At 62.4% G+C, this 14200-nt stretch carries 10 protein-coding genes and 2 pseudogenes; 2 read left to right on the forward strand and 10 right to left on the reverse strand.

Features of this window, described 5'->3' with window-relative positions; translation table 11 throughout:
* Positions 1-156 precede the first annotated feature (156 nt).
* From FNL56_RS12520 to FNL56_RS12555, 9 genes and pseudogenes are all read right to left on the reverse strand, one after another.
* Positions 157-1668: pseudogene (locus FNL56_RS12520) on the reverse strand (tripartite tricarboxylate transporter permease).
* A 39-nt stretch (positions 1669-1707) separates the two neighbouring features.
* Entirely contained in the window at positions 1708-2205 is a 498-nt protein-coding gene (locus FNL56_RS12525) for a tripartite tricarboxylate transporter TctB family protein (RefSeq protein WP_143573051.1), read from the reverse strand.
* A 100-nt stretch (positions 2206-2305) separates the two neighbouring features.
* Positions 2306-2980 (reverse strand): Bug family tripartite tricarboxylate transporter substrate binding protein, encoded by a 675-nt coding sequence (locus FNL56_RS12530; protein WP_256365969.1) that lies wholly within the window; start codon positions 2978-2980, stop codon positions 2306-2308.
* 17 nt (positions 2981-2997) lie between these two features.
* Complete coding sequence (locus FNL56_RS12535; RefSeq protein WP_143577461.1) at positions 2998-3822, reverse strand: IS5 family transposase; 825 nt, start codon at positions 3820-3822, stop codon at positions 2998-3000.
* Between the two features lie 81 nt (positions 3823-3903).
* Positions 3904-4254 (reverse strand): annotated as a pseudogene (locus tag FNL56_RS12540) (tripartite tricarboxylate transporter substrate binding protein); the annotation flags it as partial.
* A gap of 464 nt (positions 4255-4718) precedes the next feature.
* On the reverse strand, positions 4719-4856 hold the full coding sequence (locus tag FNL56_RS27685; protein WP_168202918.1) for a hypothetical protein: 138 nt from the start codon (positions 4854-4856) through the stop codon (positions 4719-4721).
* 391 nt (positions 4857-5247) lie between these two features.
* Positions 5248-6525: a formyl-CoA transferase gene (gene frc, locus FNL56_RS12545; RefSeq protein ID WP_143573053.1), complete on the reverse strand. Its 1278-nt coding sequence runs from the start codon at positions 6523-6525 to the stop codon at positions 5248-5250.
* A gap of 80 nt (positions 6526-6605) precedes the next feature.
* The gene (gene oxc, locus FNL56_RS12550) at positions 6606-8342 is read right to left on the reverse strand and encodes an oxalyl-CoA decarboxylase (RefSeq protein ID WP_143577857.1); all 1737 of its coding nucleotides are present in this window, start codon (positions 8340-8342) and stop codon (positions 6606-6608) included.
* 91 nt (positions 8343-8433) lie between these two features.
* Complete coding sequence (locus FNL56_RS12555) at positions 8434-9189, reverse strand: GntR family transcriptional regulator (RefSeq protein WP_143573055.1); 756 nt, start codon at positions 9187-9189, stop codon at positions 8434-8436.
* 199 nt (positions 9190-9388) lie between these two features.
* Here FNL56_RS12555 and FNL56_RS12560 point away from each other — a divergent pair, with 199 nt between their 5' ends.
* Positions 9389-11551 (forward strand): acetate--CoA ligase family protein, encoded by a 2163-nt coding sequence (locus tag FNL56_RS12560; protein ID WP_143573056.1) that lies wholly within the window; start codon positions 9389-9391, stop codon positions 11549-11551.
* 210 nt (positions 11552-11761) lie between these two features.
* Here FNL56_RS12560 and pncB read toward each other — a convergent pair whose 3' ends face one another.
* Complete coding sequence (pncB, locus tag FNL56_RS12565) at positions 11762-13060, reverse strand: nicotinate phosphoribosyltransferase (RefSeq protein WP_143573057.1); 1299 nt, start codon at positions 13058-13060, stop codon at positions 11762-11764.
* Positions 13061-13327: 267 nt separating this feature from the next.
* On the opposite strand from pncB, the gene FNL56_RS12570 reads away from it, so the two are divergent.
* On the forward strand, positions 13328-14179 hold the full coding sequence (locus FNL56_RS12570; RefSeq protein ID WP_168202919.1) for a cyclase family protein: 852 nt from the start codon (positions 13328-13330) through the stop codon (positions 14177-14179).
* The last annotated feature ends 21 nt before the right edge of the window (positions 14180-14200 follow it).

Raw genomic sequence — 14200 nt, forward strand, 5'->3', positions numbered from 1 at the left:
CGGCAGTTTGGTATATGATATGCCAGTGCACAAGCAGTATTTTGACGGTTTGTCGCAGTAAATTTCGCATTGCTGTGCTGCAACACAAACGACAAAGCCGGCGGTGGTGGCCGCCGGCCTGTCGCTTGTTAAGTAGCAAAGAACGGTTTGGGAAGCCTATTGCGCGGCCTGCGGCTGCGCCGGCCTCAGGCGGGCGATGCCATTCGAGATCACCGACCAGAACAGTGCAATGAGTCCCAGGATCATGATCGTGCTGACCAGCCCGTTGGAGAAGAAGATCCCGAGCGACCCCTGCGACCCCAGCAGCGACTGGCGGAACGCTTCCTCCGCCTTGTCGCCGAGCACGATCGCCAGCACCAGCGGCGCAAGCGGGTAATTGCACTTCTTCAGCGCGTAGCCGACCACGCCGAACACCAGCATCATCACCACGTCGAAGGTCGAGTTGTGCACGGAATAGGCGCCGATCGCACACAGCACGAGGATGAGCGGCGCGATAATGCTGAACGGCACCCGCAGGATGGCGGCGAACAGCGGCACGCAGGTCAGCACCACGATTAGGCCGACGAGGTTGCCGAGATACATCGAGGCGATCAGGCCCCAGACGAACTCCTTCTGTTCGACGAACAGCATGGGGCCGGGCTGCAGGCCCCAGATCAGCAACCCGCCGAGCAGCACCGCGGCGGTCGGCGAGCCGGGGACACCCAGCGACAGCATCGGCAGCAGCGCCGCGGTGCCGGCCGCGTGCGCGGCGGTTTCCGGCGCTATCACGCCTTCGATTTCGCCCTTGCCAAAGTTCTTGCCCTGCTTGGAGACGCGCTTGGCGATGCCGTAGCTCATGAACGACGCGGTCGTGGCGCCGGCCGGCGTGATGCCCATCCAGCAGCCGATCACGCAGGAACGCAACGAGGTCATCCAGTAGCGCGGCAGCGACTTCCAGGTTTTCAGCACGACGCGCAAATCGATCTTGGCCTTGCCGCCCTTGAAGTTGAGGCCTTCCTAGATCGTCAGGAAGATTTCGCCCAAGCCGAACAGGCCGATCACGGCGATCAGGAAGTCGAACCCGTTCAGCATTTCGGTGAAGCCGAAGGTCAGGCGCAACTGGCCGGTGATGGAATCGAGGCCGACGGCGGCCAGCGCAAAGCCGATCATCATCGCGGCGATGGTCTTGAACGGCGGCTCCTTACTCAAGCCTACGAAACTGCAGAAGGCCAGAAAATATACCGCGAATTTTTCCGCCGGCCCGAATTGCAGGGCGAAGCTCGCCACCAGCGGCGCGACCAGCGTGATCATGATGACGGCGAACAGCGCGCCGACGAAGGACGAGGTGAAGGCGGCGGTGAGGGCTTCGGCGGCCTTGCCCTGCTGCGCCATCGGATAGCCGTCGAAGGTGGTCGCGACCGACCACGGTTCGCCGGGGATGTTGAACAGGATCGAGGTGATTGCGCCGCCGAACAGGGCGCCCCAGTAGATACATGACAGCATGATGATGGCGGAGGTCGGCGGCATGCTGAAGGTCAGCGGCAGCAGGATCGCCACGCCGTTGGCGCCGCCGAGGCCGGGCAACACGCCGATGACCACGCCGAGCACGATGCCGAGGATCATCACTGCGATATTGAAGGGCTGCAAGGCGACGGCAAAGCCGGCAAACAGATTGGCGATTTCTTCCATGTCGAAAATTCCCCGGAATTCTTCTGACGATTGCGACGGTTACAGGCCGATCCAGTGTTCGATCGGCCCCTTCGGCAACGGCACCAGGAACCAGCGTTCGAAGATCAGATAGGTCACGATCGGCATGCCGAGCGCGATCGCGGCGATGGCGGGCCATTGATACTTGCCGAGCCAGCGCATGAACCCGGCGATGAACACCATGGAGGCGAGGTACAGGCCGCTATAGGGCAGCACCGCGACATAGATCGCGGTCGGGATCATGACGCTGAACACCTGGCGCAACTGGCCCCATTCGGCGAACAGCGCGCCGTCGTCGTCGCGGATCGTGTGCCATAGATTGACCGCGCTGGAGACGATGATGAATAGCCCGACATAGAACGGGAAGAAGCCGGCGCGCGGGCCTTCCGCACCCCAGCCAATGCCGGCCTTGATGCTGCCATAGACGACGACGGCGCCGAGCAGGCCAATCGTCAGCGTGACGCCGGACTCCACAGCCTTGTGAGAAGGGCCCGCATGGCGGGAGGGACGCGCTGTCATGAGAGCTCCTGATGGACGAGATTGGATGCGATCACAGGGCGCCCCGGGCCTGGCACTTGCAGGCCCGGGGAGATGTCCGTCGATTGTCAGCGACGCGCCGTCAGTTGCTCTGGGCGAGGAAGCCGGCTTCCTTCATCAAAGTCTCGTGGCGCTTCTCTTCCTTCTCGACCCATTCGGTGTAATCGCCGCCGGTCATGAAGGTGGTATTGAAGGCGCCGTTCTTCATCAGGTCCTGCCACTCCGGCGTGGCGCGCACCTTCTGGAACAGGTCGACGTAATAGGCGACCTGGTCCTTGGTGGCCTTGGGCGACATGAAGATGCCGCGCAGCATGACATATTCGATGTCGAGGCCCTGCGACTTGCAGGTCGGGATGTCCTTCCAGGTCTTGCCGTCGGCGACCGGTTCGGAATAATCCATCGGCTTCTCGTCGAACACGCAGAGCGGCCGCACCTTGCCGCCGCGCCACTGCGCCACCGCCTCGATCGGGTTGTTGACGGTGGCGTCAACGTGGTTGCCGACCAGCTGCACCGCGACCTCGCCGCCGCCCTTGTAGGGGATGTAGGTCAGCTTGCTGCCCACGGCCTTCTCCAGCGCGACGGTGATGATCTGGTCTTCCTGCTTGGAGCCGGTGCCGCCCATCTTGATGGTGCCTGCCGGCGCGGCCTTCACCGCGGCGACGAATTCCTTGACGTCCTTGTAGGGCTTTTCGGCATTGACCCAGAGCACGAACTCGTCGAGTGCCAGCATCGCGACCGGGGTAAGAGTCTGACTCATAATGAATTCGTTTGATTTCAGGCTTTTGCAAGCCGTCTTATAAGGACGCGAATGTGAGCGACGAACGCCCAGGCAACGGCGCTGGCGATTGTGGTCTCGAAGTCCTTTGCCAATCTGCGGCAGCGACCGAGCCATCCGAACGTTCGTTCGACGACCCATCGGCGCGGTAGGATTTCGAAGCCCTGCTCCCTGTCGGATCGTTTTATGATTTCTATCGTCCAATTGCCGATGCGCTTCAAAGCTTGACGCAGCTTATCTCCGGCATAGCCACCATCGGCAAAAATATGGCGCAGCCACGGATAGCGATAACGTATCGAAGCAAGAACGCACGGGGCACCATCACGGTCCTGAATGCTGGCTTCGTGCACGACCAGCCCGACCAAGTTTCCTTGCGTGTCGGTGACGATGTGGCGCTTGCGGCCCTTGATTTTCTTACCTGCATCATAGCCCCGGGGGCCGCCGCTTTCCGTGGTTTTCACCGACTGGCTGTCAATCACTCCGGCCGTTGGGCTCGCCTCTCGGCCAGCCGCCTCGCGCGAGGCCATCACGAGCGTGTAGTTCAGCGACGCAAACAGTCCGCCGCGCGACCACGCGTAGAAATAGCCCTGCACCGTCGAGTAGGGCGGGAAATCCTTGGGCAACTGCCGCCATTGGCAGCCGGTCGACGCAATATACAGGATCGCATCCATCACCGTTCGCATATCTGTCGCACGCGGGCGACCGAGCGCCGAAGCAGGCGGCAGAAGCGGCTCCATCACAAACCACTCGGCATCCGTCGTATCGCTTTCATATCGCAAGCTCGCCCGCCTATAGTGTCGGCGGGTGATTTCAGTCCAGACCATCGTGCTCTCCCTCGAATCTTCGCAAATCCGAAGGAATCACAACTGGCTGAAATCACTCAGCTTCTTTTTCAGTCAGCCTCTAAGATCCTTCCAGTTGAAGGGAATGCCGGTGGCCAGCGGCGTCGTGAACAGGTTCGACAGCGTGATGATGATCTTGTGCGGGTTGTTGTTGGCGGTCTTGACGTCGAGGAAGCCTTCGCCGCCGGCGCCGCCGGACTTGTTTATCACCACCAGCGGCTGCTTCATCAGATTATGCTTGGTGACGATGCCCTGAATGGTGCGAGCCATCTGGTCGGCGCCGCCGCCGGTGCCGGCCGGGATGATGAATTCCACCGGGCGCATCGGCTCCCAGGCCGCTTGGGCCGGGGTGATCAGGGCCGCGACACATGTCGCCACCGCGCCAACTGCTAGACAAGAGGCATAAAGCTTCATGTTTCTCTCCCATTCGTTTTGATCGCGTCGATCGTGCGTCGACTTTCAATCGGTGTGACCGAGCGGCGGCATTCCTTCAAAGGTTCGGATGGTCGCGAGAGGGCGCCACACGTCTGCGTGGCGCGGGGCCGGCGAGCCGACAAGCTGGTTGTTTGGCCGATCGGCGAAAATGTGAGGGCGGGTGCATGCATCATGGCAATTGCGGCCTCGGCCCTGTCAGGGCGGTCGGCCATTCTCCTCCCCGGCATGCTTTCTATCTAAGCGCGAAGCATTACCTTTCGGCCAGTTTGGTATGCGATATGCCACCCTGCAAGAGATTACCCGGTGCCAATCCGGCCGCGGGCTGAAATGTCGCAGTCGATGGCAGCGCCACGCGCACGCAAAAAAAAGGCCCCGGAAATCCGGGGCCAGTCTGGGAGGAAACGTAGCGGCGGCGCGCCAGCGCGCCGGCCAAAAATCGGGGGTCAGAGACCGAAGCGGGGCAGGTCGCCGTTGCGGGCCGAAATACGAGCGCTGGTCATCAAGAGCCGGTCGATCTGCGCCATCAGGCGGCCGAACAGCGAGGTGGACGGCGTGAAGCCGAGCGAAGCAGTGTTGGACATGGTCATCCCTCAGGTTTGGCGCCGGGGCGCCGTGGTCGTCTGAGGGCTAATCTACGTATACCAGATGCCAGCGAATAGGGCTTTGTTTGCATGGCAGCGAAGATGATTTTGCAGTGCAAAATCGATCGATACGTTTTCCTTATCAAAGTTCCATTTTGTTCGCTGCTGAACGTGACTACCCGCCGTCATTGCGAGGAGCCACCGGGTCCGGCTTCGCCGGCCCGATGACAGGCTCCGCGACGCGGCAATGCAGATGCCGCGAGCGCGGAAAGAGTTGGATTGCTTCGTCGCAAGGGCTCCTCGCAATGTCGATCGAGGGGGTAGAGCGGCTGACGCAAAAAGGCCGCCCGGAGGCGGCCTCTGGTCTTCAACGGAGTGTCAGCCCCGCCGCTTACTCCGCGGCCACCTTGCGCGGCGGATCGAGCGCGCCGGAGTCGTGGATCTCGGCGACCTGGTGGTCGCTGAAGCCGAGCACCTGGCGCAGGATCTCGTCGGTGTGCTCGCCGAGCAGCGGCGAACGTTCCACCACAGTCGGGCTATCCGACATCTTGATCGGGTTGCCGACCGACAGGTACTTGCCGCGTTCTGGATGGTCGACCTCGACCACGGTGCCGGTCGCGCGCAGCGACTGGTCTTCGGCCAGTTCCTTCATCGACAGGATCGGGCCGCACGGGATGTCGTCCTTGTTGAGGATTTCCATCGCCTCGAACTTGGTCTTGGTCATCGTCCATTCTTCGATGCGGGCGAAGATCGAATTGAGGTGCTTCAGGCGCGCCGCCGGCTTGGTGTATTCCGGATTGGTCTTCCACTCCGGCTCGTTGATGACGTCGCAGATCTTCTCCCACACTGGCGCCTGCGCGATGAAGTAGATGTAGGCGTTGGGATCGGTCTGCCATCCCTTGCACTTCAGGATGCGGCCGGGCTGACCGCCGCCGGAATCATTGCCGGCGCGCGGCACGGCATCGCCGAACGGAATGCCTTCGCCGAACTGGCTGTATTCCTTCAGCGGGCCATGCGCGAGGCGCTGCTGGTCGCGCAGCTTGACGCGCGACAGGTTCAGCACGCCGTCCTGCATCGCGGCGGTGACCTTCTGGCCGCGGCCCGTCACGGTGCGCTGGTACAGCGCGGTGACGATGCCGAGCGCGAGGTGCAGGCCGGTACCCGAGTCGCCGATCTGCGCGCCGGTGACGAGGGGGAGACCGTCGCGGAAGCCGGTGGTCGAGGCCGCACCGCCGGTGCACTGCGCGACGTTCTCGTACACCTTGCAGTCCTCATAGGGACCGGGGCCGAAGCCCTTGATCGAGGCGACGATCATCTTCGGGTTGATCGCCTGGATCTTCTCGAACGGGAAGCCCATGCGGTCGAGCACGCCGGGGCCGAAGTTCTCCACCAGCACGTCGCAGTTCTTGATCAGCGCGGTCAGGACTTCCTTGCCCTTCGGGTTCTTGGTGTCCAGCGTGATCGAGCGCTTGTTGTGGTTCAGCATGGTGAAATACAGGCTGTCGACGTTGGGGACGTCCTGCAACTGGCCGCGCGTGATGTCGCCAACGCCCGGTCGCTCGACCTTGATGACGTCGGCGCCGAACCACGCCAGTAACTGCGTGCAGGTCGGTCCGGACTGGACGTGGGTGAAGTCGAGAATGCGAACGCCCTTTAGCGCCTGGGTCATGGTCTTGCTCCCGTATCGTGGTGTGCCGCTTGCGCGGATTGAAAGGGACGGGGCCTTGCGACCCCGTCGGTCCGTGGAAGTTATTTCTTCTTCTTGAGCAGGCTCTGCGGATTGAGATTGCCGATGCGGCCCGACTCGCTGCCGGCCGCGGGATCGATCACCGCGTTGATCAGCGTCGGCTTGCCGGAATCCATGGCTTCGTTGACGGCGCGCTTCAACTCGTCCGGCGAGGTCACGTTGACGCCGATGCCGCCGAAGGCTTCCATCATCTTGTCGTAGCGCGCACCCTTGACGAACACGGTGGGAGCCACATCGTCGCCGCCGGTCGGATTGACGTCGGTGCCGCGATAGATGCCGTCATTGTTGAACACGACGATGCAGACCGGCAAATTGTAGCGGCAGATCGTTTCGACCTCCATGCCGGAGAAGCCGAACGCCGAGTCGCCCTCGATCGCCAGCACCGGCTTGCCGGTTTCGATCGCGGCGGCGATGCAATAGCCCATGCCGATGCCCATGATGCCCCAAGTGCCGACGTCGATGCGCTTGCGCGGCTTGTACATGTCGACGATGCCGCGGGCGAGGTCGAGGGTGTTGGCGCCTTCGTTGACCAGCATGGCGTCGGGGCGTTCGGCGATGATGGTGCGCAGCACGCCCAGCGCGCCGTGATAGTCCATCGGCGAGTTGTTGTTCATCAGCCGCGGCGCCATCTTGGCGATGTTGTCGTCGCGCTTCTTGGTGATCGCTGATGTCCAGTCGGCCGCCGGCTTGGTCCAGCCCTTACCGATGCCGTCGAGCAAAGCGGCGACGCAGGAGCCGATATCGCCGACGACGGGCGCGACGATCTCGACGTTGGAATCCATTTCCTTCGGCTCGATGTCGATCTGGATGAACTTCTTCGGGCTATCGCCCCAGCTCTTGCCCTTGCCGTGCGACAAAAGCCAGTTGAGCCGCGCGCCGATCAGCATCACGACGTCGGAGTCTTTCAGCACGGTGGAGCGTGCCGCGCCCGCGCACTGCGGATGGGTGTCGGGCAACAGGCCCTTGGCCATGCTCATCGGCAGGAACGGAATGCCGGAGGTCTCGACCAGCGCCTTGATGGCGTCGTCGGCCTGCGCGTAGGCCGCACCCTTGCCGAGAATGATCAGTGGCTTCTTCGCCGATTTCAGCACGTCGAGCGCGCGCTTGATCGAGTCCGGGCCGGGGATCTGCGCAGGCGCCGCGTCGATCACCTTGACCAGCGAATTCTCGCCGGCCGCGGCGTCGATCACCTGGCCGAACAGCTTGGCGGGCAGATCGAGATAGACGCCGCCGGGGCGGCCGGACACCGCAGCGCGGATCGCGCGCGCCACGCCAATGCCGATGTCGGCGGCGTGCAGCACGCGGAACGCAGCCTTGCACAGCGGCTTGGCGATCGCGAGCTGGTCCATCTCCTCATAGTCGCCCTGCTGCAGGTCGACGATCTCGCGCTCGGAAGAACCGGAGATCAGGATCATCGGGAAGCAGTTGGTGGTGGCATGCGCCAAAGCGGTCAGACCGTTGAGGAAGCCGGGGGCCGACACGGTGAGGCAGACGCCGGGCTTCTTGGTGAGGTAGCCGGCGATCGAGGCGGCGTAGCCCGCGGCCTGTTCGTGGCGGAAGGAGAGCACGCGGATGCCCTCGGCCTGCGCCATGCGGCCGAAGTCGGTGATCGGAATGCCAGGCACGCCGTAGATCGTGTTGAGGCCGTTCAGCTTGAGCGCGTCGATGATCAGATGAAAGCCATCCGTCAGTTCCGGCTCGGCTTCGACTGCAGCGATGTTCTGTGCCAGAGCGGTCATTCCGCGTTCTCCCTGTTCTTTTCTTGAAGTGACATTGTTGTTGTTTGCATGTTGCGATGGAGTCGGGCGGCTTCTCGCATGAAACCGGAAATCAGGACGCCTTGATTTCGGCAGGCTTGGTGAACAGCTCCTGGCCGTGCGCCTCGACATAGGCGGCAAGCCCCAGCGTGTGATCGCGCGCGCGCTTTTCGGCGAGTTCGGTGTTGCGCTCCTCGAGCGCCTCGATGATCGCCAGATGCTCGGGCAGGGATACTTCGGTGCGGTCGGTGCGGCCGATCGTGAGCTGCCGGTAGCCGCGGACATGCAGCAGGATGTCGTTGGTCATGTCGACCAGCACCGGCGATTCGCTGAGCGAGATCAGCGCCTGGTGGAAGGCGATATTGGCCTTGGAATATTCCTCGACGTGATCCTGCGGCAGCCGGTCGGGGCCGAAATCCTTGAAGAAGTCGCGCAGCGCCGAGATGTCCTTCTTGCGCGCCGTCGTGGTGATGAGGCGTGCCGCCATGCTCTCGAGTGCGGCCCAGGCGCGGATCATGTCGACGATCTCGACCTTGGTGCGACGGACCACCACGATGCCGCGGCGGGGCATCGTCTTGACGAAGCCGTCCTGTTCCAGCATCGCGATGGCTTCGCGGATCGGCGTGCGGCTGACGCCGAGACGTTCCGACAGCGCGCGCTCGTCGAGCATCACCGGATCCGGCGAAGTGTAGATATCCATTTTGAGAATGGCTTCTTTCAAGGCATCATAGGCCTTGTTCTTGAAGCTGGTCTCCGGGGCGATCCGAACGATCGCAATATCTGCCTCAGCCATCGTCGTCCGCGCCTTGATTGGTTTTCGAGCGGGCATGAATCATCTCCATTGGGAGATGTTCGTATAACAGAATAATTAGTACCAGATTTTTGGCATACCAAATACCACGGTGTCAAGCTGACTACGATTGCCGCATTTTTGCAGTGCACACGCGCTTGACTTTGCTTTCTCTGGCATACCAAATGCCATCAACCACGTCGCATCCGAAACAGACGTCGTCAAGGAGAGGAAGCTCATGTCCCCCACGAATCTCGCCAAGCAGGTTGCCCAGCCGTCCGCGAAAGACACCGTTCGCAAAGTTCTCGATGCGGTGAAGGCCGACGGCCGCACCAGCCTGACCGCGCCGGAAGGCAAGCTGGTCTGCGACGCCTATGGCATTCCGGTGCCCGGCGAAGGCGTGGCCACCTCGGCCGCCGACGCCGCCAAGCTGGCCGGCAGCATGGGCTTCCCGGTGGTGATGAAGATCGTCTCGCCGGACATCCTGCACAAGACCGAAGCCGGCGGCGTGATCGTCGGCGTCAAGACCGCCGAAGAGGCGCTGAAGGCCTACGACACGATTCTCGCCAACGCCAAAAAGTACAAGGCCGACGCCAAGATCGAAGGCGTGCAGGTGCAGCAGATGCTGATGGGCGGCACCGAGGTGATCATCGGTTCGATCACCGACGGCTCGTTCGGCAAGCTGGTCGCCTTCGGCCTCGGCGGCGTGCTGGTCGAAGTCTTGAAGGACGTCACCTTCCGCCTTGCGCCCGCCACCAACGACGATGCGATGTCGATGCTCGACGGCATCCAGGCCGCAGAGATGCTGAAGGGCGTGCGCGGCGGCGACCCCGCCAACCGCGAGGCGCTGGCCGACATCATCGTAAAAGTTTCCGAACTGGTCTCCGACTTCCCGGAAATGGTCGAGCTCGATCTCAACCCGGTGTTCGCCACCAAGAAGGATGCGATCGCCGCCGACGTCCGCATCGTCGTCGACTTCGACTACAGACCGCGCCCGGCGCCGCGCTCCAACGCCGAAATCGTCACCGCGATGAAGCGCATCATGATGCCGCAGGCGGTCGCCGTGATCGGCGCCTCCGCCGAGGACGGCAAGATCGGCAATTCGGTGATGAAGAACCTCATCAACGGCGGCTACAAGGGCGAGATCTATCCGATCCACCCGAAGGCCACCGAGATCATGGGCCGCAAGGCCTACAAGAGCGTCAAGGACGTTCCGGGCGTGATCGACACCGCGGTGTTCGCGATCCCCGCGAAGTTCGTCGCCGGCGCCTTGATCGAATGCGGCGAGAAGAAAATTCCCGGTGCCGTGCTGATCCCGTCGGGCTTTGCCGAAGCCAACGAGCCCGAGTTGCAGGAAGAGATCGTCGAGATCGGCAAGAAGTACGACGTCCGCCTGATGGGGCCGAACATCTACGGCTTCTACTACACCCCCGCGAACCTCTGCGCGACGTTCTGCACCGCCTATGACGTCAAGGGCTCGGCGGCGCTGTCGTCGCAGTCCGGCGGCATCGGCATGGCGATCATCGGCTTCTCGCGCTCGGCCAAGATGGGCGTCTCGGCGATCGTCGGCCTCGGCAACAAGAGCGACATCGACGAGGATGATCTGCTGGCGTTCTTCGAGCAGGACCCCAACACCACGATCATCGCGCAACACTGTGAAGACTTGAAAGACGGTCGCGCCTTTGCCGAAGCGGCCAAGCGCGTCTCAAAAATCAAGCCGGTGGTGGTGCTGAAGGCGGGCCGCACCTCGGCCGGCGCCAAGGCGGCGTCGTCGCATACCGGCGCGCTGGCCGGCAACGACAAGATCTACGAGGACGTGCTGAAGCAGTCCGGCGTGATCCGCGCCCGCTCGCTGCGGCAGTTGCTCGAATTCGCCCGGGGTATTCCGGTGCTGCCGACACCGAAGGGTGAGAACGTGCTGATCATCACCGGCGCCGGTGGTTCGGGCGTGCTGCTGTCGGATGCGGTGGTGGACAACGGCATGGGTCTGATGGCGATGCCGCCGGATCTCGACGCCGCATTCCGCAAATTCATCCCGCCGTTCGGCGCGGCTGGAAACCCGGTGGACATCACCGGCGGCGAGCCGCCGATCACCTATGTCAACACGGTCAAGCTCGGCCTCACGGATGAGCGCGTGCATTCGCTGATCCTCGGCTACTGGCACACCATCGTCACCCCGCCGATGGTGTTTGCGCGCAACATGGTCGAGATCAAGAACGAGATGAAGAAGCTGGGCATCGAGAAGCCGATGGTCGCCTCGCTCGCCGGCGACGTTGAGGTCGAGGAGGCCGCGGAATATCTCTATCAGAACGGCATCCCGGCCTATGCGTACTCGACCGAACTGCCGGTGGAAGTGCTGGGCGCCAAGTACAAGTGGGCGCGCGGCGCGGGTCTGCTGTAAGCGACGCTGACTTCATCGAATCGAAGGAAACGCCGTCCGGGAAACCGGGCGGCGTTTTTTTCGTCTTCTTAGACTATCATGTCATTCCGGGGCGCGAGGGGCGCCAGCCGCGAGCGAACCCGGAATCCCGACGTGTTCAAAACATTTCGGGATTCCGGGATGCCCATCATCCGGCTACGCCGGCTGATGGGCATCCCGGAATGACGAACATCACACCACCACCGCCTGCTTGGCAAACCCCTCTTCGCCGAAGATCCGCGTGTAGCGTTCGATCTCGGCGGGGCTGCCCGTGGTCTTCGCCGGGTTGTCCGACAGCTTCACCGCCGCACGCCCGTTCGCCGAGGTCACCTTGCAGACCAGGCTGATCGGGTCGAGCGTGTCCAGCCCGCGCGGGTGGGCGCCGCGGAAGTCGTTGGTGGCCATGGTGCCCCAGCCGAAGCTTTCGCGGATCCGGCCGCGGAATTTCTGGTGCAGGTCGATCATCGAATCGACCTCCAGCCCGTCGGAGAACATCGCGCGCTTCTTGCGCGGATCCTCGCCGCGCGACGCATACCAGGCGATGATCTCCTCGCCGGCGGCGACCGGCTCCTTGCTGTCCATCCGCATGCCGGTCCAGTGCCCGGCCCATTCCGGCGCGTCGCGCAAGAACTGCGTCATGCCGAAAGTGTCGGGCAGGATAATCAGGAGCTCGCCGTCATAGACCTCCTGCCATTTCGCCAGCACGTCATATTGCGCGCGTTTGAGATCCGCGTCGCTGTCCGCAAGGCAGGCCGCTACCATCGGCAATTCGTGCGAATTGGTGCCGATCGCCTCGAACGAATGTTTGAAAGCGAGCAGGGCATTGGAGGTGCCGACGAAGGTGCGGCCGAGCTCGTTGGCCATCACGTCGGTGACCCATTCCTGCCACAGGTAGCTGTGGCGGCGGCGGGTGCCGAATTCCGCGAGCCGCAGGTCGGGGTGCGCCTGCAGGCGCTGGATCTTGCCCCAGATCTTGGTCTTGGCCTGCGCGTAGAGGATGTCGAGCTCGAACTTGTCGAGCGTCGACATCGCGCTGCGGGTGCGCAGCTCGCTAACGATGGCCAGCGCATGAATTTCCCACATCGTGACCTCGGCCCACGGGCCCTCGAAGGTCAGCACATATTGGCCATCGATGGTGTCGAGCTGGTAGTCGGGCAACCGGAAGCTGCGCAGATATTCGATATATTCGGGACGGAAAATGTCGCGGCGGCCGTAGAAGCGGTTGCCGGCCAGCCAGATCAGCTCGTTCTCGCGAAATCGCAGTGTGCGCGCATGGTCGAGCTGGGCACGCAGCACGGCCTCGGGAATGATCTGCGCCAGCCGGACCTTTTTGGTGCGGTTGATGAGGCTGAAGGTGACCGGCACGTCGGCGTAGAGCATCCAGATGAACTGGTGCATCAGGAATTTGTAGAAGTCGGTATCCAGCAATGACCGGATAATCGGATCGAGCCGGTAATTGTGATTGTGGACCCGGGTGGCGAAATCCATCATGGCGACGCCAATCCTGATGAGGTGCCGGCGACCGGCACAATCGACGCGGCGGTTCCGCAGCGGTGGCGCCGTAACGGCAGATCCACGCAAGGGAGGTATCCGGCGGGTTTGGCGATGTCAATAAAACGGGTGTGCGGCACGACCGCCGTCCCGGCGCAAGGCCGGACCGCCTGCCGCCGTCTGGCCTTGCTGCCGGCCAGTTGAATGTGCTTAAAATTGTTTGCATTTTATAGAAATCCGCGGCTATCACCGATCAGGGAAGCGTCCATGAAAGTCATCGATCTCTCGCATGTCATGAACATCCATACGCCGGGCTGGGTCGGCTACGCCGGCAACAAGATGTATTATGCGCAAAACCTTCAGACCCAGATGATCGTGGCGCAGCGGATCGAAACCGCTCTGCATGCCGGCACGCATTTCGACGGCGCGATGCACGCCACCGACGGCCGCAAGGGCGACATGGCGTCCCTGCCGCTGGACTATTTGTTCAACAAGGGCGTGGTGGTCGATATCTCGGACCAGGTCGATGACTGGTCGGTGATCACGCCGGAGATGATCGAGAAATCCGGCGCCGACATCCGCGAGGGCGACATCCTGATTTTGCACACCGGCTGGCACAAGCATTATGAGGGCCAGCCGCAGCAGGATCTGGTGAAGTACTTCTGCTATCATCCGGGTCCTAACCTCGACACCCTGCACTGGATGCTCGAGAAAAAGATAAAGTGGTTCGGCATGGACACCGGCTCCTGCGACCATTCCATGAACACCTCGATCCGCAACATGCGGCCGGACATCGCCGCGGAATTCACCCGCCGCCATGGCAAGACGCCAGCGGAGTTCTTCGGCAGCTTCGAATACAAGCATAAATTGTCCGGCCGCCACGTCACCGCCGACATGTTCCCGTTCCACAACTACGCCTTCCAGGAAGGCCTGCTACATGCCGAGAATATCGGCGGCGATATCGAGCTGATGCTCAACCAGCGCTGCCTGATCGGCGCGTTTCCGTGGCGCTATGACGGGCTGGAATCCTGCCCGTGCCGGATTTTGTGCTTCACGGATACCGGCGATGCGAGTGTCGAAGCATTCGGCAATGCCGCCAAGGCGATCATGGAGAGGTAGAAGCCGCGCGCTTCTTCCTTC

It is taken from the genome of Tardiphaga sp. vice304 (assembly GCF_007018905.1).
In the GTDB taxonomy this organism is placed as follows: Bacteria; Pseudomonadota; Alphaproteobacteria; order Rhizobiales; family Xanthobacteraceae; genus Tardiphaga.